Source organism: Aquabacterium sp. CECT 9606 (assembly GCF_918741295.1).
Taxonomy (GTDB): Bacteria; Pseudomonadota; Gammaproteobacteria; order Burkholderiales; family Burkholderiaceae_C; genus Aquabacterium.
Genome location: NZ_CAKKNB010000001.1, coordinates 835770 through 856733, shown reverse-complemented (window position 1 = coordinate 856733; position 20964 = coordinate 835770). Strand labels below are relative to the sequence as shown.

General features: G+C 64.3%; 20 protein-coding genes. 3 read left to right on the top strand and 17 right to left on the bottom strand.

What is annotated here, in order from left to right:
- Position 1: 1 nt before the first annotated feature.
- The 6 genes from LQ232_RS03995 to LQ232_RS03970 form a co-directional block, all read right to left on the bottom strand.
- Positions 2–682, bottom strand: coding sequence for a CAAX prenyl protease-related protein (locus tag LQ232_RS03995; protein WP_230179080.1), 681 nt, complete (start codon positions 680–682; stop codon positions 2–4).
- A 26-nt stretch (positions 683–708) separates the two neighbouring features.
- A complete protein-coding gene (locus LQ232_RS03990; protein ID WP_230179079.1) occupies positions 709–2061 on the bottom strand; it encodes an MFS transporter in 1353 nt (450 codons plus the stop codon).
- Entirely contained in the window at positions 2058–3974 is a 1917-nt protein-coding gene (locus LQ232_RS03985) for an MFS transporter (protein WP_230179078.1), read from the bottom strand. The genes LQ232_RS03990 and LQ232_RS03985 overlap by 4 nt, the downstream gene beginning before the upstream one ends.
- Positions 3975–4049: 75 nt before the next feature.
- Entirely contained in the window at positions 4050–4829 is a 780-nt protein-coding gene (locus tag LQ232_RS03980) for a DUF2145 domain-containing protein (RefSeq protein WP_230179077.1), read from the bottom strand.
- Between the two features lie 12 nt (positions 4830–4841).
- On the bottom strand, positions 4842–5267 hold the full coding sequence (locus tag LQ232_RS03975) for a hypothetical protein (protein ID WP_230179076.1): 426 nt from the start codon (positions 5265–5267) through the stop codon (positions 4842–4844).
- 2 nt (positions 5268–5269) lie between these two features.
- Complete coding sequence (locus LQ232_RS03970) at positions 5270–5686, bottom strand: YiaA/YiaB family inner membrane protein (protein ID WP_230179075.1); 417 nt, start codon at positions 5684–5686, stop codon at positions 5270–5272.
- A 130-nt stretch (positions 5687–5816) separates the two neighbouring features.
- Here LQ232_RS03970 and LQ232_RS03965 point away from each other — a divergent pair, with 130 nt between their 5' ends.
- Positions 5817–6569: a helix-turn-helix transcriptional regulator gene (locus LQ232_RS03965; RefSeq protein WP_230179074.1), complete on the top strand. Its 753-nt coding sequence runs from the start codon at positions 5817–5819 to the stop codon at positions 6567–6569.
- Positions 6550–7815, top strand: coding sequence for an MFS transporter (locus tag LQ232_RS03960; RefSeq protein ID WP_230179073.1), 1266 nt, complete (start codon positions 6550–6552; stop codon positions 7813–7815). Before LQ232_RS03965 ends, LQ232_RS03960 begins: the two co-directional genes overlap by 20 nt.
- Positions 7816–7837: 22 nt before the next feature.
- On the opposite strand, the gene LQ232_RS03955 is transcribed toward LQ232_RS03960, so the two are convergent.
- The 8 genes from LQ232_RS03955 to LQ232_RS23570 form a co-directional block, all read right to left on the bottom strand.
- The gene (locus LQ232_RS03955; protein WP_230179072.1) at positions 7838–8503 is read right to left on the bottom strand and encodes a YceH family protein; all 666 of its coding nucleotides are present in this window, start codon (positions 8501–8503) and stop codon (positions 7838–7840) included.
- A 5-nt stretch (positions 8504–8508) separates the two neighbouring features.
- Positions 8509–10368: a signal peptide peptidase SppA gene (gene sppA / locus LQ232_RS03950; RefSeq protein WP_230179071.1), complete on the bottom strand. Its 1860-nt coding sequence runs from the start codon at positions 10366–10368 to the stop codon at positions 8509–8511.
- Positions 10369–10400: 32 nt separating this feature from the next.
- Positions 10401–10646, bottom strand: coding sequence for a hypothetical protein (locus LQ232_RS03945; protein ID WP_230179070.1), 246 nt, complete (start codon positions 10644–10646; stop codon positions 10401–10403).
- Positions 10647–10651: 5 nt separating this feature from the next.
- Complete coding sequence (locus LQ232_RS03940; RefSeq protein WP_230179069.1) at positions 10652–10831, bottom strand: DUF1289 domain-containing protein; 180 nt, start codon at positions 10829–10831, stop codon at positions 10652–10654.
- Entirely contained in the window at positions 10828–12033 is a 1206-nt protein-coding gene (locus LQ232_RS03935; RefSeq protein WP_230179068.1) for a CaiB/BaiF CoA-transferase family protein, read from the bottom strand. The genes LQ232_RS03940 and LQ232_RS03935 overlap by 4 nt, the downstream gene beginning before the upstream one ends.
- Positions 12034–12058: 25 nt before the next feature.
- Complete coding sequence (locus LQ232_RS03930) at positions 12059–12490, bottom strand: biopolymer transporter ExbD (RefSeq protein ID WP_230179067.1); 432 nt, start codon at positions 12488–12490, stop codon at positions 12059–12061.
- A 10-nt stretch (positions 12491–12500) separates the two neighbouring features.
- Positions 12501–13220, bottom strand: coding sequence for a MotA/TolQ/ExbB proton channel family protein (locus tag LQ232_RS03925; RefSeq protein ID WP_230179724.1), 720 nt, complete (start codon positions 13218–13220; stop codon positions 12501–12503).
- A 72-nt stretch (positions 13221–13292) separates the two neighbouring features.
- Positions 13293–14066 carry an energy transducer TonB gene (locus LQ232_RS23570; RefSeq protein ID WP_230179066.1) on the bottom strand — a complete coding sequence of 258 codons (774 nt, stop codon included), beginning with the start codon at positions 14064–14066 and terminating at the stop codon, positions 13293–13295.
- Between the two features lie 159 nt (positions 14067–14225).
- Between LQ232_RS23570 and tssA the strand changes: the two genes are divergently transcribed.
- Complete coding sequence (gene tssA / locus LQ232_RS03915) at positions 14226–15320, top strand: type VI secretion system protein TssA (protein ID WP_230179065.1); 1095 nt, start codon at positions 14226–14228, stop codon at positions 15318–15320.
- Between the two features lie 28 nt (positions 15321–15348).
- Here the strand turns inward: tssA and LQ232_RS03910 are convergent, their stop codons facing one another.
- Genes LQ232_RS03910 through tssM form a run of 3 tightly spaced genes read right to left on the bottom strand, consistent with a single transcriptional unit; the run spans position 15349 to position 20953 of the window.
- Positions 15349–16152 carry an OmpA family protein gene (locus tag LQ232_RS03910; RefSeq protein ID WP_230179064.1) on the bottom strand — a complete coding sequence of 268 codons (804 nt, stop codon included), beginning with the start codon at positions 16150–16152 and terminating at the stop codon, positions 15349–15351.
- A gap of 5 nt (positions 16153–16157) precedes the next feature.
- Positions 16158–17141 (bottom strand): type VI secretion system-associated protein TagF, encoded by a 984-nt coding sequence (gene tagF / locus LQ232_RS03905; RefSeq protein WP_230179063.1) that lies wholly within the window; start codon positions 17139–17141, stop codon positions 16158–16160.
- Entirely contained in the window at positions 17138–20953 is a 3816-nt protein-coding gene (gene tssM / locus LQ232_RS03900; protein WP_230179062.1) for a type VI secretion system membrane subunit TssM, read from the bottom strand. The genes tagF and tssM overlap by 4 nt, the downstream gene beginning before the upstream one ends.
- Positions 20954–20964: the final 11 nt, after the last annotated feature.

Here is a 20964-nt window from a genome sequence, read left to right as displayed (position 1 = left end):
GTCACCAGAACTGCCAATTGCCATAGAGCACCACCCACACCCCCAACACACCATTGGTGACGGCATGGGCCAGGATGGGAGACCACAGGGAGCCTGTCCGCTTGTACAGCCAGGCGTAGGCCAGGCCCGCCAGGATGGCCGCCAGCCACTGGGTGTGCGCCAGCATGAACACCAAGGTGGACAGGGCCACCGCCTTCAAGGTGACGGCGCGCGCGTCCACCTTTTCAAAATCGGGGTTGTCCACCCAGCGCATCAGGAATGAACGCCAGAACAACTCTTCCATGACCGGGACCATCAGGGCAGCGCCGATCCAGCGCACCACCACCAGCCCCCACTCGACGTGTCCCTCGCTGTCCACGGGCCTGAAGCTGGCCGTGGCCTCGCCCAGCATCATCCAGGGTTGGGCCAGGTTGACCCACAGGTAAAACACCGCCACGCCGACGACCACCGCCAGCGCCAACTCCTTGGCTGCGGGCAACGTGCCGCGTGCCAACTCCTGGTAATCGCGCCAGAAGAACAGCAAGCTGCCGGTGACCACCAGCACGCACAGGCCATAGACCCACCTTGGGTCGATGCCCCAACTGCCATCGGCGGGCACCTGGCCGCGCAAGGCCAGCATCACCATGAACAACACAAACGGCACCACACGGGCCAGAACCGAGCGCGACAAGAAGCTTCCCATGACGTTTGAAGATTTGATGTGAATGGCTACGATTGTGACCCAAGCCACTGCCTGACCAGGATCACGGAGCGTCGGGCGAAAATCGGCTGCCATGCGAAGGCCACGCCGCACACCACGATGTGTACCCCGGCCTGGGCCGCGAACAGCTGCCCCATGCTCAGCCCAGCGGCACTCAACGCGCCCACCAGCACCGCGCTCAAGAGAATGAACAAGGCATTGAGGATGTTGTTGGCGGCGATGATTCGGGCCCGGTGGCTGGGCTCGGCGCGCGCCTGCAGTTGCGCGTACAAGGACACGCTGAACAGCCCCACCGACAAGGCCATCAACACCAGGTCCACCAGAAAGCGCCAGTGCGCCGGGTGCGCCACGAATTCCATCGCCGTCCAGGCAGGGCGAACGCCCGAGGCCTTGGCCTGCTCAAGCGCATGCACGGCCATCGACATCTCGATGGCGAACACGGCCATGCCCAAAGCCCCCAAGGGCACCAGGCCCAGTTCCACCCGGCCCCGTGACAGGCGCTCGCACATCAAGGCGCCCACCCCAATGCCCAGCGAGGTCAGCACCAACAGGAATGAGGCCACGCCCTCCTGTCCATTCAGCACGTCTTTGCTCAGGATCGGGAACATGGCCAAAAAGCCCGCGCCAAAGAACCACATCCACGAAATGCCGAGCATGGAGGCGAACACCAAAGGGTCTTCATGGCAACGCTTGAGGTTGCGCCAGGTTTCGGACACCGGGTTCCAATGGATGCGCAGGCCAGGGTCGACGGCAGGTGTGCTCGGGATCCAATGCGATGCGAGGCGACCCAGCACACTCATCGCCACCACCGCCAGGCCCACGATCCAGGTGCCGCCCAGTTCAGGCGCGACCAGCAGCCCACCCACCAAGGTGCCCATCAGGATGGCCAGGAAAATGCCCATCTCGAGCAAGCCGTTGCCCCCGGTCAGCTCATGCTCGCGCAAGTGCTGTGGGATGTAGGCATAGCGCACGGTGGAAAACAAGGCCACATGCACCCCGCACACCAGTACACAGGCCACCATCATGGGCGCATCGCGCCGCCACAAGGCCCAGGCGGCCAACCCCATCATGAGCACCTCCAGGCTTTTGCCCAGGCGGATCAGCCAGCCCAGGTCGCAGCGGTCGGCCCATTGGCCCAGGGTGGCGGACAAGAGCAGGGACGGGGCGATGAAGATGGCCCCCATCACCGGTCCAACCAGCGCCGGCGGCAACCAAGGCACCGCCAACTGGTAGGTCAACAACAAGGTGGTTGAGAACTTGAGCAGGTTGTCATTCATGGACCCCAGGAACACCGTGAAGAAGAACGGTGCAAAACGGCGCTGCGCCAGTAGTCGGAACTGGTGCGGCTGCTCGGTCTTCAAGGGGCAGGCTCGTTCAGCAAGGCCTGCACGCGGGCTTGCAGACCTTCAGGCGTGACCTGGTCGGGCGCGATGGCCTCGCCCACCACCAGGCCCACATGGTTGAACAGGCCCCGGCGCAAAGGCTTGGCCATGGCCACCCCATCGATGCGCGAGAAACTCGATCCCCACAGATTGTGCAGGGCAGAAGGGATCACTGGCACCGGGTTGGTTTCCAGGATCTTCATGATGCCGGCCTTGAAAGGCTGCAAGGTGCCGTCGCGGGTGATCGCGCCCTCCGGGAAAAGGCACAGCAACTCGCCTTCGCTCAAGGCATGGCGAGCGCGTTCAAAGGCACGCTCGTAGGCCGCTGGGTCTTCCTTCTGAGGGGCGATGGGAATGGCCTTGACGGCGCGGAAGAACCAACCCAGGCCGGGCGTCTTGAAGATGCGGTGGTCCATCAGGAAGATCATGGGCCGGGGGCTGATCACCCCCAGGATCACTGCGTCGACGAAGCTCACGTGGTTGCACACCAGGATGGCCGCGCCATCGGTGGGCAGGTGGTCTTCGCCCCGCACCTTCAGTCGGTAGACAATGCGGGTCACGAACAGCATCACCAGGCGCAGGATGTATTCCGGCATCAGCCAGAACACATAGCCGACCACGATGATGTTGAGCACGGCCGTGGCCCCGAACACTTCAGGGATCGACAGCCCCGCGCCCAACAAGGCGCCCGCCATCAGGCTGCTCACGATCATGAACAGCGCGTTGAGGATGTTGTTGGCCGCGATGATGCGGGCCCGGTGGCTGGGCTGGGCGCGCAGCTGGATCAAGGCGTACATGGGCACGCTGTACAAGCCTGCGCTGAAGGCCAGCAGGGCCAGGTCGATCATCACGCGCCAGTGGGCGTGCTGCGCCACGAACTGGCCGACGGTCATCAGGCTGCCCAGAGGATGGGTCAGGCCCCGGCTGGCCAGGTAGAGGTCGAATGCGAACACGGTCATGCCCACCGCGCCGATCGGCACCAGGCCGATTTCAACACTCCGGTGCGAGAAGGTCTCGCACAAGAGCGAACCCACGGCAATGCCCACCGAGAACACCACCAGCAGCAAGGACGCCACCTGCTCATCACCCCCCAGCACATCACGCGCAAAGGAAGGGAACTGCGCCAGAAAGACCGCGCCAAAGAACCACATCCACGAGATGCCCAGCAGCGAGCGGAACACGCTGGGGTATTCGCCCGCCAGCTTGAGGTTGCGCCAGGTCTCGGTGGCAGGGTTCCAGTTGAGCTTCAAGCCCGGATCGGAAGAGGGCGAGGCCGGGATCTGCAAGGCCATCAGCCAACCGATCACCGCGATGCTGAGGCAAGCCCCCGCGGCCCAATGCACGCCAACCTCGGGGATGCTCATCAACAAGCCACCACCGACGTTGCCCAGCAGGATGGCCACGAAGGTGCCCATCTCGACCATGCCATTGCCGCCAGTCAACTCGCGCGGGCTCAGGTGCTGCGGCAGGTAGGCGTATTTGACGGGCCCGAAGAAGGTGGAGTGCAAGCCCATCAGGAACACGCAAGCCAGCAGCAGCGGCACGTTCTGGCCAAAGAAGCCAAACGCCACCAGGACCATGATGGCCACCTCCAGCAGCTTGATGGCCCGCATGATGCGGCCCTTGTCATACTTGTCGGCCCATTGCCCCGCCGTGGCCGACAGCAGCACGAAGGGCAGGATGAACAAGGCGCCGATGACCAAGCCAGCCATCTTGGCGTCCAGCCAGGACACGCGCAGTTGGTAGGTCACCAGCACCGTGAAGGCGAACTTGAACAGGTTGTCGTTGGCCGCGCCCAGGAACTGGGTCCAGAAAAATGGCGCGAAGCGGCGCTGGCCCAGAAGGGCGAACTGTCCACTCGAAGGCGTGGCTTGACCGGGAGGGTTGCTCAAGATCGTGTTCCTCTCACTGATGCTGGCTGCAGTTATCGTCAGCCGAAAATGTATAGGCAAACTTGGGCCAGCCAATCAGTGAATAAGCAGGGGGGACTCGCCCAATCCTGATCGGCTCAGCCAGGTAAAAACCGAATCCACGGTCACGGTGCGGATCCGGCCTGAGAAGCGCAAGTGGCTGGGGTGATCGTCGAAGCTGACGTTGGCGGAGGTCAGGCGGGCGCCCAGGCGGCTCAAGGTGGACAGGTGCAGTTCCGTGGGCTCATAACCCTTGAAGCGCAGCCAGGCCTGGGCCTGGTCTCGGCGGTTCGCCTGGGGCTCCATCGCCAGTGCGAGGGTTTCGATCGCCCATTGGTTGCTCTGCTGGTACTGCTGAGCCCAGGAATAGGCCACCATGCTGTAGGCCCGCGTGTGCAGGGTCCGCAGGTCTTGGCCTTCCTTGAGCATGGGCCACAGGCGATCCTGCACCTGGGGTGACAGCACAATCGCACCGGCTTCGTACTCAAACGGCGAATCCATGAAGAAGTCACCGATGCCTTGACGGTACAGGGCCGAGCGGTCGGTGCCGCACTGGTTGAGCTTGTGCACCACGCGCCAGGTGCCGCCATCGCGGTATGCGAAGCCGAGGTGGGAGTAGCGCAGTCCGTATTGGCTCAGATCCTGCCCCACACGGGCCAACACCGCGACCTTGGCCCCGGTGTCGTTCAAGCGCTTGACGGTTTGCTCGGCCAAGGCCAGGCCTTTCTGCACGGCATCCACGGTCAGGGGCTTGAGCTCGCAAGGCCTGCCAGCATGCGCCGTGAAGGGCAGGGCCAGGCACAAGGCTGAGGCCCAAATGCGTTTAAGGGTGGACATGCTCGGCTCCGCTCAATCGGTGATGCGTTCGTTGTAGAGCAGCGAGGCCCCCAGGGCATTGGGCACGAAGGCGATTGCCTGGCCCGCCGCCGACAGGATGTAGCCCGCGCTGATCGCAGTCACGCTGACGGCCGTGCCCAAGGCCACCGAAGCCACGCCAGCAGCCTGTGAGCCCCAGCGGATCACCATGCGGGCACCGTCGCTGGCGCGCTGCACCACCCACACGGTGGCACCGGCCACCACCTGCACGGAGACGACGGTCAGCACCACGCCGGCCGACAGCACCATGGATGGCGCTGCCACGGACACCGCCACCGGCAGGGCCGACAGGGCGCTGGCTTCAGAGGCCGCTTGCTCGTTGTGGGCCTGCGCCATGGAGGCCAGACTCAAGGCCGCAGTCAGGGCCAGGATTCGGGTTGTTGTTTGCCAGAATTTCATGGTCATTCCTTGTGTTCGGCCACATCGGCTTCGTGGTCGTCACGCAGCATCTTGGCCAGGGTGAAGGCGCTGGAGATCAGGAACAGCCAAGTCACCAGCAGGTAGGCCTTGTAGGTCGGGTTGATGTCCATCTGATACAGGCCCCAACCGGTCAGGCCGATGGCAAAGGCAAAGCCCGACCACACCACCACCGACCACATCGGCGTGTCGTTGCCGCGCAGCTCCTTGTCCCGCACGAACTTGGACAGTGCGAACACCGCCGACAGGCAGAACACATAGCCCATCACCATGAACGCGCGCTCCAGGTCCGCACCGGGCAACCAGCCCAGGCCAGTGGCGCACACGGTCACGGCGACCCCGAAAGAGATCCAGACCTGGGCCTTCCAGGATTTGGTGTCACGGCGGATGGTGGTGGTCATCTTGGGGCCCCTTGGGAGCGTGTTGAACATGGGAATGGATTGTGTAAATTCAGCTTCCGCAGGTCAATCAATCAATACCGAGTAGCGTCATCGTGCATACTTGGTATCGAATTTCGATACCCAACAACCCATGAGCACCACGCAAGACCTCGTGAACATGCTGAAGCAGGAACTGAAATCTGCCGGCATCACCTATGCCCAACTGGGCGAACGCCTGGGGATGGCCGAGTCCAGCATCAAGCGCGTCTTCGCCAAGGGCGACATGCCCCTGTCCCGCATCGATGACATCTGCCGCGTGCTCAAACTCGATTTCGCCGACCTGGCCCGCCGCGTGGCCGATGCCCAGCCCTTGAAGCGCGAGCTGACCCTGGCGCAAGAGAAAGCGGTGGTGGCCGACCGCAAGCTGCTGCTGATGGCCATCTGCTGCCTGAGTCAATGGACCTTCGAGCAGATCGTGTCAACCTACGAGATCACCGAGACCGAGTGCTTCCGCCTGCTGGCCAAGCTGGACAAGCTGGGCATCATCGAGTTGCGGCCGCTCAACCGCTACCGGCTCAAGGTCTCCAAAACCTTCCGCTGGCGCCCCCATGGCCCGGTGATGAGCTTCTTCCGTGAACATGTGGTGGAAGAGTATTTCGCAGGCGGCTTTGAGGGCGATGACGAACTCCTGCTGCTGGTGCACGGCTCCATCGGACACAGCCTGGCCAAGCCTTTCGCCGAACGTTTGCAGCGCGTGGCGGAAGACTTTGCCCAGCAGCACCTGGCCGACCAGCGCCTGCCCGCCACACAGCGCAAGCCCTACACGCTGGTGATCGGCTTGCGGTCTTGGTGGTTCCAGGCGTTTGTCGACTTGTGGCGGCCCCATGCCACCGGCCAACGCTGAACCGGGCATCGGCATGCAGCAACTCTCTCAAAACACGCGGGCTCAGCAGCTCACCTTGCTCACCGGCCTCTACGCGGCCCAAGGCCTGCCCTTCGGTTTCTTCACCCTGGCCCTGCCCGTGCTGTTGCGCGAGGCAGGTTGGTCGCTGACCGCGATCAGTTTTCTGCAGTTCCTGGCCCTGCCCTGGGCCATCAAGTTCATGTGGGCCCCGCTGCTGGACCACCATGGCACCCGCCGTGGCTGGCTGCTGGGGCTGCAAGGCGCGGCCTGTGCCACCGCCCTGCTGCTGTCACAACTCGATCTTCAACTGGGCAGCATCGGGCTGTTCACCGCTGTCTTTGCCTTCAACCTCATCGCGGCCACCCAAGACGTGGTCACAGACGGCTTGGCCGTGCGGCTGCTGAACGCCAAGGAACGTGGCCTGGCCAATGCCATCCAGGTCGGTGCTTATCGCCTGGGCATGATCCTGGGCGGTGGCCTGTTGCTGTGGGTCTTTGCCCGCAGCAACTGGAGCGTGATGTTCCTGTGCATGGCCGCGATGCTGGCGATCACGATCGTGCCCGTGTTCAGCCTGCGCGAACCACCACCGCACGCCGAACACCACGCGCGCCCGGGTGGATGGTCCCTGGCCATTGCCTGGGTGCACCGCGCGCTCAGGCCCGGCATGCTCGCCATCGCGGGCCTGATCTTTTGCTACCGCTTTGGCGACCAGATGGTGAGTTCGCTGATCGTGCCCTTCCTCAGTGACCAGGGTCTGGGCAAGGAAACCATCGCCGGCATGAAGGGGGCGGTTGGCTCGGCCACCAGCCTGGTCGGCGCGGTGATTGGTGGCTGGCTGACCTTCCGAGTGGGCCGACGCCAGGCCCTGCTGTTCAGTGGCCTGGCCCAGGCCCTCGGCTTTGGCTTGTACATTGCTGCGGCAATGGGCTTGGGTGGTGTTGAACTGCTGTGGACGGCCACCATCGTCGAAGGCCTGGTGGGCACCATGGCCTCAGTGGCGCTCTTCGCTTTGATGATGGACGCTTCCGACCCTTTTCACGCTGGCACTGACTACACCCTGTTGGCCAGCGTGGTCGTGCTGGTGAGCAGCCTGGGCGGCATCGCTGGAGGCTTGGCCGGCGACCTGCTGGGTTATGCACCGGCCTTCACCATCGGTACTTTGCTTGCGGCCACGGGCTGCGTGTTCGTCGTGTACTGGCTGGACCGTCACCCCACCCATGAACGGGTGGCACAAGCCTGGCTATGAAATCCCAGCGGCGAGCCTGAGCTCAGGCTTCAGGGCCTTGTGGCTTCATGCCCAACTCATCGGCCATGCGCAGCACCAAAGCACGCAAATTGGCCAACTCCAAGGCCATGTCGGACTGCCGGGCCTTCAAGGCCACCAGCTCTTCGGCCAGCACCGACTCTTCGCCTTGCCCTGTGGCCAATGTCGCCACGGGCATCGCCACTTCACCACACAGCAAATGTGCCCAACGCGACTCGCGGGCACCCGGCGCACGCGGCAGTTTGACGACCATGGGCTGCGCACGCTCGGCCAGTTCGTCCAGGAAGCCTTCCACCGACGAGACATCGGCAAAGCGGTGCAGCCGCTCAGTATGCAAGCGCAACTCGGCCGAAGTTTGCGGCCCGCGCAAGGCCAACAAGGTGAGCAAGGCCACGGCCTGGCTCGGTACGCCCAGGCCACGCGCCGCATTGTGTTCAAAGCGGACCACGCGGTTGCCGCTCACCTCATTGACCAAGCTGAGCTCGCGCAGGCCTTCAATGGCTTGCAGCACCTGGGCCTCGGTGGCCTGCATGACCGGGTCGCGCGCGGTCTTCTGATTGCAGCCCAAGGTCAAGGCGTTGAGCGACAAAGGGTAGCTGTCAGGCACGGTGTGGTGCTTTTCGACCAGCACACCCAAGACGCGGACTTCAAGTGGGGTGAGTGTTCTCATGGGATTCAGAACGCCTCGCACAAACAATGCGCGCTCACGCTGAAGGGCTTGCGGCCGGTGGCCATGTCATTCACCAGCCCCAGGTCGCGGCGCAGGTCGCGCGCCACTTCGGGGGGCGTGCCCAAGGGCATGAGGCGGAGGTCCCACTGATTCGCCCACGCCAAGGCGGCATCGCCCCCCAAGGCGCGCAGCAAGCCCGCCAATCGGCCAGGCTCACGCTCAATGTAGGCCACGCGGTACCCCTCGGACAGCTTGGCGCTCACCGCCGCCGCCTTCAGGGCATCACCATACGAGCCCAGCTTGTCGACCAGCCCGCGCTCTTTGGCTTGAGCGCCCGTCCACACGCGCCCTTGTGCCACCTCGTTGATCTTCTCGGGCGTGGTCTTGCGGGCCTGTGCCGCCTTGGCCGTGAAATCAGCGTAGATGTGGTCGATGGTGGACTGCACCATGCTGGCAAAACGGGGGTCGAGCGGACGGCGTGGGTCCCCGGCGCCACCCAGCCAGGTGGTCGGGACACCGTCCGTGTGCACGCCCAACTTGTCCAAGGCCTGGTCGGCCGTGGGCAGCAAGGCGAACACGCCGATGGAGCCTGTGATCGTCGCCGTGTCGGCGATCACCTGGTCGGCCGCCATGGACATCCAGTATCCCCCCGAGGCCGCCAGGTCGCCCATCGACACGACCACCGGCTTGCCAGCCTGGCGGGTCAATTCCAGTTCGCGCCGGATCAGTTCCGAGCCAAACGCACTGCCGCCGGGGGAGTTGACCCGCAGCACCAGGGCCTTGATGTTGCTGTCTTCGCGGGCCTTGCGGATCAGGTTGGCGGTGGAGCGACCACCCACCACGCCCGCGGGGGCCACGCCATCCACGATCTCGCCTTCAGCCACGATCACGCCCACGGCATCACCGGTGATGGGCTGATGTTGCCGGGCCAAATAGTCGCCAAACGAAATCTGCCGGAAGCCTTTGGCGGGATCTTCGTCCTGGGCGCCGCGCTGGACGAGCAATTGGCGCAACTCGTCGCGCGTCTTGATGCCATCCACCAACTTGGCCTGCAATGCCAGCTTGGCCGAGTCACCAGAGACCGCCGCCAGTTGCTCGGGCGCCCCGTCGATGTAGGCCATCACGGCGCCCGCCGGCAGCTTGCGGGCTTTCTCGACCCCACTGGTGTAGGTGTCCCACAAGCTCTTGTACAGGAAGGATTCGGCCTCTTTGGCCGCTTGCGAAGACGCATTGGCGATGAACGGTTCGGCGGCACTTTTGTAAGTGCCCACGCGGATCAGGTTGACACTGACGCCGACCTTGTCCAGCGCATCGCGGTAGTAGTTGCGGTAGCGGCCAAAGCCTTCCAGAAACACCATGCCCATGGGATGAACAAACACCTCGCTGGCATGCGCGGCGAGGAAGTACTGGCGCTGGTCGTAGCTGCTGCCCCAGGCGATCACCTTCTTGCCGCTGGCTTTGAAACGGTCCAGCGCAGCGGCCACTTCACGCAAGGTGGCCAAGCCTGTGCCTTGGAAATCATCCAGCACCAGCACCACGTGCGCGATGTTGGCATCCTTGGCCGCCGCATCCAGCACCGTCAGCAGATCGCGCAGCTGAGTCTTCTGCATGTCCTGCCCGCGCACCTGCTGCATGGCGGTGGTCCGAAGATCTCCCGCGTCCTGCTCCACGACCAAGCCTTGCAAGTCCAGAACCAAGGCGGTTTTGTCGGACAAGGCCGGCCCCCGGCTCTTGAACACGGCCACCACGATCATCACGATCAGCAACAGGAACACCAGATTGAGGATCAACCGGCGACCGGCATCCAGCCAGGACCACAGCTTGCCGAACCAGGACAGCGCGGATGCGCGATGAGGATGGGACATTCAGACTCCAGCAGGAAAAATGAGGAAGAAACTCAAGCGAGGTCAAACCACACACCCGCGCACAAACCCAGACCAACCAGGTACAGCAACCACGTCGACGGCACGGCGTAGGGGTAGAACATCAGCGCCACGCCCAACCATTTGGTGCGAGGCCGCTGCGCCTTTTTGCCATGCCAGTACGCCGCCATGCCGAGGATGCCAAACAGGATGGCGCCGACAATGTAGGCGGGGCTGGGCAGGGTCAAGCCCATCGATTGCAAAGTAGCCAGGGTGTCCATGCGGCCTATGATGCCGCTTTTTGGGCCGCCAGGCGTGTCAGCACTGCCAGCTTTTCATCCGGGCTCATGTTGCTCCAACGGGCGATCTCGTCGAGTGTGCGGCCACAGCCCGCGCACACCGCCCCCTCCATGCGACACACCTTGGTGCAGGGGCTGGCAGGCGGCTCAAGCGGCAAGCTGTTCACGGTTGGCGCGGGCCCAACACCCGCTCCGTGTCTTCGCCCAGGGTCGGCGCGCGCCGCGAGATCAAACCCGGCGTGGCCGACAGCTTGGGAATCACGCCGGGCACCTGCACGGTCAGGCCATCGTGGGTGGTCACGGGCACGATCATGTCGCGCGCCAGGTAATGCGGATCCTCCGCAATGTCGCGCGCGGAATAGATGCGGCCCACAGGCACGCTGACGGCATTGAGCACGTCCACCACCTCGCTCACGGGGCGCTGTGCGGTCCAGGCGCCAATGGCTTCGTCGATCTCGCCAACGCGCTGGACACGGCCCGGGTTGGTGGCCAGCTCGGCATCCACCGACAAGTCCGTGCGGCCAATGGCGATCATCAGGCGCTTGAAGATCGAGTCGCCATTGCCGCCAATCACCACCATGCCATCGGCACAGGGGTAAGCGTTGCTGGGCGCGATGCCGGGCAAGGCCGAACCCGCGGGCTGGCGCACGGCACCAAAGGCGCTGTACTCGGGCAGCAGGCTTTCCATGCAATTGAACACGGCCTCGTACAAGGCCACGTCCACCACCTGGCCTCGGCCTTTGGGCGCCGCCGCGCTGACGCTGGCATGGCGGGCCTGAAGGGCCAGCAACACGCCGATCACGCCATGCAGGGCCGCCAGGGTGTCGCCCAGGCTGACACCGGCACGCACGGGCACGCGACCGGGTTCGGCATTGAGGTAACGCATGCCGCCCATGGCCTCGGCCACCACGGCGAAACCAGGGCGCTCACGGTAGGGGCCGGTCTGGCCATAGCCGCTGATGCGCAGCATGATCAAACCCGGGTTGGTGCGGCTAAGCTCATCAAAACCCAAGCCCCATTTTTCCATCGTGCCAGGCTTGAAATTCTCGATGACGACGTCGGCCTCGTCGATCAGGTGGCGCACGGCCTCCCGGCCTTGCTCGGTGCGCAGGTCCAGCACCACGCTTTGCTTGTTGCGGCTTTGCACCTGCCACCACACGCTGGTGCCTTGGTGCAGCATGCGCCACTGGCGCAAAGGGTCGCCGCCAGGGCTGCCCTCGCTGGCCGGCGGTTCGATCTTGATGACATCGGCCCCGAAATCGGCCAGGGTTTTGCCAGCAAAAGGGCCAGCGATCAGCTGGCCCAATTCGATCACCTTGATGCCGGCCAAAGCCTGCGGTGGGATGGGAGAAGAGGTCTGCGCAGTCATGGGCGCCGATCCTACCTCCACTGCCTCATTTCTTGGCGGCGGCAGGCTCCGGATCGGTCACAAAGCCGATTTTGCTCAAGCCGGCTTTCGACGCATCGGCCAAGGTCTCGGCCACGGCCTTGTAGGCCACGGCCTGGTCAGCACGCAGGTGGATTTCCGGCTGCGTGGGCTTCTGGCCTTCGATCACGAAACGCTGCGCGGCTTCCTCGCGTGTCAGGGCCTGGTCGTTCCAGTACCGCACGCCATCGGCGTCGATCGAGAAGTTGATCTTCTCGGCCTTGGCCGACACGACTTGCGAGCTGGCCTTGGGCAGCTCCAGCTTCACGGAATGGCTGAGCAAAGGCGCGGTCACGATGAAGATGACCAACAGCACCAGCATCACATCGATGAGCGGCACCATGTTGATCTCGGCCATGGGCGCGCCGCTGCTTTTGCTGTCAAAACTGGCGAAAGCCATGGTGTGCTCCTCAGTTGCCTGTGGTGTTGGTGACCTTCAAGGGATGCACGTTGGCATTGGTCTTGAGCGTCTGGCCGGTCGACAGGAAGGTGAACAACTCAAAAGCGAAGGCATCGAGGCGAGCGCCCCAGACGCGGTTGCTGCGGGTCAGCCAGTTGTAGCCCATCACGGCGGGAATGGCCACGGCCAGGCCCACGCCCGTCATGACCAGGGCTTCGCCCACGGGGCCAGCCACCTTGTCCAGCGTGCCGGCACCCGTGGCGCCAATGGCCAGCAGCGCGTGGTACACGCCCCAGACGGTGCCGAACAGGCCCACGAAGGGCGCGGTGGCGCCAATGGTGGCCAACACGGCCAGGCCGCTTTCCAGGCGCATGGTTTCTTCGTCCAGCACCTTCTTGATGGTGCGGGTCAGGAAGTCCTGGGCCGAACCGGCCTCTTCCAGCTTGGCCGCGCCATAACGCGCATGGTGGGCCTGGGCGTGCATGGCGTGCGAGGTCAGGTGGGCAAAGGGCTCGCTCACGCCATGCGTGGTGATCTCATGCTGCACGGCTTCCAGCGAGGTGGCGTTCCAGAAAAAGTTCAGGAAAGTCCGGCTGCGGCGCTGGCGCAGGACCAGTCCCACACCCTTGGTGATGATCAGCGCCCACGACAGCAGCGACATGACGACCAGGATCACGAACAGGCCCTGCCCGACGACATCGGTGTTCTTGATGAAGTGCCCGAAGCCCATCTGCGCGGCGGGATTGCTGGCCTCGACCACGGAGGTGGTGGTGACAGGTGTGGTGGTTTCGTTCATGGTCGGTCAACGCTCTTCGAGATTGAAAGTAATGCTGTGGGGTACCCAGACGCTGCGTGGCACACCCGCTTCAAGGTAGGGCTGAAAACGAGCAGCGTTCTCTGCAGCCACTGCCGCGCGATCCAGGCGGGGATAGCCCGACGATTTGGTCACCTTGACTTCTTTGGCCCGGCCTTGCTCGTCGACCAGGATCAACATGGTCACCGTGCCTGATTCGCCCAACTCGAGGGACGCTGGCGAATAAATCGGCTGTGGCTTGACCAGGAAGCGCACGGCGGACGACGGCAAGGTCTTGGGAGGTGGCGGCACAGCCGGCTCAGTGGACGGCGCGGCACTGGCGGCCGGTGCCGCCGCTGCGGCCGGCGTGTTCTGCACCGGCGCGGGCGTGGGCACTGCCGGCGCAGGAGTGGGCTCGGGCGCCGCCACAGGCACCTGCATGTCTTTGGGCTGCGGGGGCCGGTTGGCGGCCAACACCGGGGGCTGAGTCTTCTGAGGTGCCACTTGCGCCACGGGTTTGGGGGCGGGCTCGGGTTTGGGCGGCTCCAGCTTGGGTGGTGTGGGTGGGGCCAACTGCACCACGTCATCGGTGATCAAACTCACCATCAGCGGTGCCGGATCCGGGGGAACCGCTGGCAGCTTGGAGGCGTGCCACACCACGGCGGCCACCATCCCGTGCAGCAGCACCGCCACCGCTGTCAGCGTCCAACGCTGGTTGCGGGACAAGTCCGCGCGCGGCGTGTATCCGCCGCCGCCCGCCAATGAAAACTGAGTCAACACCATCTGGCGACTTTAACATTTATTGCAATTGAGAATCACTCACATCCAGTGAATCAGTCGGACATCCACCCATTGCGGGGGGGTGCTTTACACACTCGAGGCGGGCACTCCTTCATGGGAAAATCGCTGGCTGACAAATCCGCACGAATACACAGGGAATCCATGAACAACGAAGCCTTGCTGGCGCCCATTGCCGGCGGTCTGCCCTGCGGCGCAGACCTCTCCTTTTCCGCCGAGTTCGACCAGATCGCCGAAATGCGGCGCGAGGACGACCCCACGCTGGACCAAGGGGAATGGGTGACCGCCTTGAAAGTGGCCGACTGGCCGGGCGTGGTGCGGCAGTGCTCCCAGTTGCTGAGCCAGCAGACCAAGGATTTGCGCTTGGCCCAATGGCTGACCGAAGCGCTGGCCCTGACCCAGGGCTACGCGGGCCTGTTGCAGGGCTTGCAGTTGTGCACAGCCCTCTGCGAACACCACTGGGACGACCTGCACCCGCAGGCCGACGATGGCGACATGGACCAGCGCGTGGGCAACATGACCTGGCTGCTGCAACGCCTGGTGAGCCTGGCCCACACCCGGCCCCTGGCCCGGGGACGGCAAGGCGCGGTGTATTCCCTTCAAGACATGGCGGCCGCGCACCAATGGCAGACCCAACTGGAACGCTCCCCGCAGGGCGCCCGTGCGCAGGCCAGCGACCGCGTCACGCTGGAGCAATTCATGCGCGCCCTGCGCGAAACACCGAAAGACCAACTGCGCGCCACCTTGCAAACCGTGCAAGCTTGCGAGCAACAGCTGTTGGCTTGGCAATCGGTGGTGGACTCGAAGCTCGGTCAGCAGGGGCCTTCTTTCGTGTCAGCCAAGGACGCCCTGTCAGGTGCGGTGCACGACATCGAACGCCTGGCACGGGAGGTGGGCGCCTTGAACGCAATCCCCAACGAGGAGCTGGCGGACATCGGCGAACAAGCAGCGCCTGAATTCAACGGCGCCACGGCGGCGCACGATTCCTCGGCGTCCGGACCGGTCAAAGGCCCCTTGCGCAGCCGCACACAGGCTTTGCAGCAACTGCGCGATGTGGCCGCCTTCTTTCGGCGCACCGAGCCCCACAGTCCTGTGGCCTACCTCGCCGAAAAAGCCGTGAAATGGGGCGACATGCCATTGCACGAATGGCTGCGCAAGGTCGTCAAGGACCAAGGTTCGATGTCACACCTGCACGAACTGCTGGGCGTGGAACCCGAAGAAGGCGAAGCCGGTCTGTGACCTGAGCAGCTCCGCCCACCTTGGTCGCTCAGGGCTCCACCCTGAACTCGATGCGCCGGTTGCGGGCCCGGCCTTCTTCGGTGGCATTGCTGGCCACCGGCCGATCAGGCCCCAGCCCTGTGGTGCCAATTGCGTCGGCCACCAGCCCTTTGCTGACCAGGTAGGTCTTGACCGCTTGTGCGCGCGCCAATGACAGCGCCACGTTCGCCACACGGCCGCCTTGTGCATCGGTGTGGCCAATGACCTCGACCTTCTTGCCTTTCAACTTGGACAGGGCCAGCGCCATCTCGTCCAGGATGCCGGTGCCGGCCGGCCTCAAGACCGCGCTGCCCGCTTCGAACTCGACGATGCGGTTGCCCAAGGTCTGGTCCACCAGGCTTTGCTCCTGCGCCGCCACGCGTAAACCATTGCGCACGGTGTAGGTGGGGTTGAGCGAGGCAGCCATGTCACTGGCCATTTGCTGGCGCACAGCCTCGTTGGCCACCTCCCCCTTCAGGTCGATGGTGTTGCCTTGCACGCTCAACTGCCCACGGCTGACCTGCTTCAATGAGGGCGACAGCACCTTCTGAAGGTTCTGAGACCACTGCGGGGGCGCCACCACCGCGCCCAGGGTCAACTGGTCGACCACCCGGTCTGCGCCGTAAAGCTCGCGCAGACGCGACACCACTTGCACGCGCGTGGCCTCGTCGGGCACGGTGCCGGCAACCACCACCTGATTGGGGCCCAGCACCTGCGCCCCTGTTGCGGGTGCCATTGCAGGTGCCGTGGTTTGGGCGCCGACCACCGCGCAGCACAGTGCCAGGGACCAGGCCAGGACTTTGGTGTGCTTCATGCTCGTCATACTCCCAAAAATATCTCTTCGAAGGTGCGCAGGGCTTGGGCCAAGGACAGGGCCGGGTCGCGCAGGTAGTTCGACAACTTGCGCAGGCCGTAATCGTCTTCCAGGCAGTCTTCCACCCAGTCGGCCTGGGTGACCTCGACGGTGTCGCGTTGCAAGGCCTCGGGATCGATGACCGAGCACAGCGAAGCCGCCGAAGCGCCCTGGAAACACAGGATCATTTCAGGGTGGGTGGTGTGCGTGGTCACGAACAAACCCAACTCCGCGTCCACGCGCTTGAAAAAGCCCAGGATGAATGACAGCCAGAAGCAGGCTACGGACCATCGCAAGCCCGCATCCCCCGCCAAGGGCAGGCGCAGGCCCTTGTGCAGTTTGCCGGCGCCTTGGGCCATCACTGGCTGCAGCAAGATGCCCAGCGCCAGCAAGGTCTGGCGCACCGACACCCGCGCGCCCGAGGCCGCCAGCATCTGCTCCAGGCTGGCCACGGTGTGCGTGTCCAGGAAATCGCCCAACTCCTGACGCGGCCCCTGGGTCTTGAGCTCCCCCTCGATGGGCGCCGTCAAGCTGGCCTGGGCGTGCGCGAGGTCCGTGGCGGCATGGGCCACCCGAGCGACCTGCTCCAGGCGGGCCCACAAGCGCGCCAGCACCAGGGGGCCGTGCTGGATGAAATCCAACGGGTCCGACACATCGAACACACCGGCGGTGATGAAGGGAAAGCGCCGCCCTGACGCATCCTGGCTGGCCAGCCAGTGGCCCGCCAGGCCCACCTGGCTGTGCAAGCCCAGGATGGCGAATTGCACGGCCGGGCTTTGGTCGTAGACCAGCTTCCAGCGCGGGTCGGCCGACAAGCGCTCCATCGTTTGCGCCTGCCACTGGTCCAGGCTCTGTATGACCGAAGCATGGTGCGCACTGCGGACAAAGTCGCCCCGCGAAGGCAGCTTGCCAAAGTACAAGACCTGGGTTGAACGAGGGGCCGCGCTCATGGCTTGGCCTCGGGCTTGATCGAAGCCACGGTGGACTCGGCATCGCCTGCGACCATCGCCGGCAAAGCGCCGGGACGCCCGGTGCCAGGGGATGCGCCTGCCGCCGTGGTGGTTGGGGCCGCTGCGGGCGCAGAGGCGTTGGAGATGATGCGCAACTGCAAGGCCACGGCCAGCGCGCCTTGTGGCCAGCGCAGTTCAAACGCACCGCTGTCGGTGCGCTTGCGTTGGGCGGTGTTGATCATCTTCTCGAGGCCATAGCGACCAGGCTCGTTGAAGAACTCCACCGTGCGGCCATCGTAGGTCACCCCGGAGATCTTGACGCCTGGCGTGCCTGGGCCAGGCCACACAAAGTGCGACCAGGTCGCTGCGGCATTGCGGTAACGCAGTTGCTGGCCGTCGATGTCCACGGTGTACTCGGTCAGACCCGGCACCGCTTGCGGCAGAAGCTCAAACACCGTCTGGGCCTCAGCGGCCGCTGCGCCGCCCGCACCCGAGCTGCTGGCGCCTGCGCCTTGGCCGCTCAATGGCGCCACCCAGGACGACAAACCGCCAGAGAAGTCCGGCAACAAGCGCACGCCCATGTCGGCCCAGGTCCGCGGGCTGACCGTGTCGCCGCGACGCACCACCAGGGCCGCCAGCGACTGCTCCACGAACTTGGCCACGGCGCCCTCCGAACCGAAGACCTTGGCCACCTCGACCGGACTGGCTTCCACCTTGGAAGCCCGGTCGAACGGGTACTTGGCCGACAAGGTTTGCTGGTAAGGCTCAAAGACTTGTGCCATCCACACGCGGTTCAGCTCGGACTCGGTGGGCCGCACGATGACGGCGAAGGCCTGCATCAATGGCCTCACCAGCAAAGGCCGCAAGGTGGCCTTGGCCGAGTCGCTCATGCCATTGAGCATCTGCTCGTCCACCAGCTTCAGGGCATCGGCCAATTCGGAGCTGCCCTCCAGGGTCTGCACCATCAACTGTCGCGATGCTGGACCCGGGTCGCCCTGATTCTTCATCTGGTTGAAACGGGTGCGGATCTTGGACAGTGCATCCAGATAGCTGCGCACCAAGGTGGCACCGCCATCGCGCGGCATCATCAGGCGGTTCAGGCCGACGAACTCCTTGCCGATGGGGCCCAAGGGGATCTCCGACGTGGGCATGGCCACATTGACATTGACCGGCACGGCCGAAGGGGCCATGCGCAAGATGGATTGTTTGAACCAGTCGACAAAGCCACGTTGGCCCAACGCCAGTTTGTCGTTCAGCAACGAGGGGTTGTCCCAGGCGGTCTGGTCGTACAGCGTGCGCATCAACAAGCCCACGGGCGAGGCCGCCGGGTCGCCCAGGCGGTTCATGTGCGCCACGGCCTTTTCAAACGTGCCGAACTCTTGCACGGTGATGCCCTGCATGAACTTTTGCCATTCGCGCACGTACTCGGTCTTGTACAACTGGGTCAGCGCCTTCTGGATCTGCTCCGGGCTGCCTTCCAGGGTCAGGTCGTCGCTGGACGCGGTCTTGAGCACCCAGTCGGTGGCCTGCAGTTCGTTGTTGGCGGCGTTCTTGAAGGCGTCCTTGACGTACTGGTCCCAGGCTTCCTTGGTGAAGGTGCCGGAGATGGCGTAGCTGCCCGCGACGATGGGCCGATCGGGATCGCTGATCAATCGGGCCACGGTCATGGGCGCGAAGCGCGTGGCGGCGCGTGCCTTGATCTCGGCGTAGACGCGCTCACGCGCCGGCATGCCCTTGATCACCCGGCGCAGATTTTCGCGGGTCTGGTCCAGCAATCCGAGATTGAGGTCTTGTTGAGGAAACGCGGGATCGGCCATTTGCGCCAGCGCGAACGACATGATGTGCTCACCGCTTTGAATCAATCGATCGCGCGGCATGGTGCCGCGATTGGCCTCCAGCCAGCTGCGCCAGAAGCGTGTCAATTGGTCGCTCATGTGGCCCGACTCCAGGCGCGAGCGGTCGCCCAGCATCAGGTAGGCCTTCAGGGCGTTGTAGGCCTCGGTGACATTGGTGCTGGACGCGCTGGCGTAGGCCGACTCACCCGCGGCGCTGGCAGTGGCGGTGACGCCCGAAGCAGGAGGGGCAGCCGCCACAGGGGCGCCCTCGCCCACCCGCTGGATGGGCCGCAAATCATCCGCGTGGGCATTGACATCAGCAAGGTAGGCCGCGATGGATTGCTCCACCGGCTTGAGCATCACCGCTTGCAGGCCAGCAAAGTATTCCTGCTGCAAACGTGCCTCGATGGCCTGCCCTTGGTACAAGCCCAAGCCCAGCGACCAAGGCCGGCTACTGCGGTACTGCTGCATCTGGGCCAAACGGTCTTGCAGGATCTCAAGCGCTTCAAGGCGAGACTGCAGGTCGACACGCCCTTCTTGCACGCGCTGTGCCTTGGCCAGATCGGCCTGCACATTGCTCACCAGTTGGCGGTTGCCCAGGTAGGACCAGGTCCACGTGCCCAGCAAGGCACCCAGCAGCACGACCCCGGCCAGGAAGCAGGCGTAGCGCAGGTGAAGCTTGTGGCGACTGGTGTATTGCTGCACCAGTTGGCGGTCGGCAAAGATGACTTTGGAGAACAACTCCTTGAGGAAGAAGCCACTTTGCGAATACACCTTGGAGGCCATGCCCGGCTGCAACTGCAGGGCGAACTGCTCGGCCACACGCTCGCTGGCCCGCCCTGTGGATTGCCCCTCCTGCACGGCGCTGGTGAAGTAGAAGCCCCGGAAGATGGGCCTGAACTGGTAAGGGTTCTCTTCAAACAAGGTGGTGATGAAGGTGCGCAAGGATGACTTGAGCGCCGCGAACTCCAGCGGGAAGGTGAGCACACCGGGCGGCAGTTGCTCGCCGCGGTGCAGCGACATGCGCGCCACCGAGGCTTCTTTCAAGCCTTCGTACAGCTCGTCAAAATGGTGGTCGAACGCGGCCACAGCATCAGCCTTGCCGGTGGTGTCGTACGGCAGTGTGGCACCCCACACCTTGTCGCGCTCGCTGCGGTCACGGTCTTCAAAGAAATCCACGAAACCCGAGATCAGATCGGCCTTGGTGAAGACCACGTAGACGGGGGCGAACACCTCCAGTTTTTCCGTCAGCTCCTGCACGCGCTGGCGCAGCTTGCGTGCCAGTTCGATGGCGAACTCGGGCTTGTTGGCACCCAGCTCGGCCACGCTGGCCGCGATGATCACGCCGTTGATGGGTGCCTTGGGCCGGTGCTTCTTCAGCAGCGACAGGAAGCCCAGCCATTCGCTGCGGTCCTCTTCGTGCACGGCGTAGCGGCCTGCCGTGTCCAGCAGGATGCCTTCGGTGGTGAAGAACCAGTCGCAGTGGCGCGTGCCACCAATGCCCTGGATGACGTTCTCGGTGTTGTCGGCAAAGGGAAACTTCAGGCCCGACTTGACCACGGCCGAACTCTTGCCTGCGGCCGGGTTGCCGATGACGGCGTACCAGGGCAACTCGTACAAGGCGGCCGAGCCCGAGGTTTCGCCCAGCTTGGACGACTTGATCAGCTTGACGGCATCCACCATGCGCTCGCGCACGGCCTGCACTTCATCGCGCTTGTCCTTGCCCGCCGACTTGACGGCCTTGTCGGCCTCGGCCTGTAGCGCTTGCTCCAGCTGCGACGATGCCTTGGCCGCTTTGCCCCGGCGCACGGCCCACACGATCAGCCAAGCCAGGGCCACCAGGCCCAGCACGGCCACGGCCCAGATCAAACCCAGTTGCAAGGTGTCGGCACCCAGGAACAACAAGGCGGCCAGGGCCGCGACGCCCAGCACCGTCAGGACCTTGGGGTTGAGAAAAAACTGCCAGATTCTCTGCATGGTTCCAGTCC

Excerpts from the sequence above, each read along its gene's own strand:
- LQ232_RS03980 (WP_230179077.1), bottom strand. The coding sequence starts at position 4,829 with ATGTCCACCCTTAAACGCATTTGGGCCTCAGCCTTGTGCCTGGCCCTG.
- LQ232_RS03960 (WP_230179073.1), top strand. The coding sequence starts at position 6,550 with ATGCCACCGGCCAACGCTGAACCGGGCATCGGCATGCAGCAACTCTCT.
- LQ232_RS03970 (WP_230179075.1), bottom strand. The coding sequence starts at position 5,686 with ATGACCACCACCATCCGCCGTGACACCAAATCCTGGAAGGCCCAGGTC.
- LQ232_RS23570 (WP_230179066.1), bottom strand. The coding sequence starts at position 14,066 with ATGGTGTTGACTCAGTTTTCATTGGCGGGCGGCGGCGGATACACGCCG.
- tssM (WP_230179062.1), bottom strand. The coding sequence starts at position 20,953 with ATGCAGAGAATCTGGCAGTTTTTTCTCAACCCCAAGGTCCTGACGGTG.
- tagF (WP_230179063.1), bottom strand. The coding sequence starts at position 17,141 with ATGAGCGCGGCCCCTCGTTCAACCCAGGTCTTGTACTTTGGCAAGCTG.
- LQ232_RS03910 (WP_230179064.1), bottom strand. The coding sequence starts at position 16,152 with ATGAAGCACACCAAAGTCCTGGCCTGGTCCCTGGCACTGTGCTGCGCG.
- LQ232_RS03995 (WP_230179080.1), bottom strand. The coding sequence starts at position 682 with ATGGGAAGCTTCTTGTCGCGCTCGGTTCTGGCCCGTGTGGTGCCGTTT.
- LQ232_RS03955 (WP_230179072.1), bottom strand. The coding sequence starts at position 8,503 with ATGAGAACACTCACCCCACTTGAAGTCCGCGTCTTGGGTGTGCTGGTC.
- sppA (WP_230179071.1), bottom strand. The coding sequence starts at position 10,368 with ATGTCCCATCCTCATCGCGCATCCGCGCTGTCCTGGTTCGGCAAGCTG.
- LQ232_RS03945 (WP_230179070.1), bottom strand. The coding sequence starts at position 10,646 with ATGGACACCCTGGCTACTTTGCAATCGATGGGCTTGACCCTGCCCAGC.
- tssA (WP_230179065.1), top strand. The coding sequence starts at position 14,226 with ATGAACAACGAAGCCTTGCTGGCGCCCATTGCCGGCGGTCTGCCCTGC.
- LQ232_RS03925 (WP_230179724.1), bottom strand. The coding sequence starts at position 13,220 with ATGGGCTTCGGGCACTTCATCAAGAACACCGATGTCGTCGGGCAGGGC.
- LQ232_RS03975 (WP_230179076.1), bottom strand. The coding sequence starts at position 5,267 with ATGAAATTCTGGCAAACAACAACCCGAATCCTGGCCCTGACTGCGGCC.
- LQ232_RS03965 (WP_230179074.1), top strand. The coding sequence starts at position 5,817 with ATGAGCACCACGCAAGACCTCGTGAACATGCTGAAGCAGGAACTGAAA.
- LQ232_RS03930 (WP_230179067.1), bottom strand. The coding sequence starts at position 12,490 with ATGGCTTTCGCCAGTTTTGACAGCAAAAGCAGCGGCGCGCCCATGGCC.
- LQ232_RS03935 (WP_230179068.1), bottom strand. The coding sequence starts at position 12,033 with ATGACTGCGCAGACCTCTTCTCCCATCCCACCGCAGGCTTTGGCCGGC.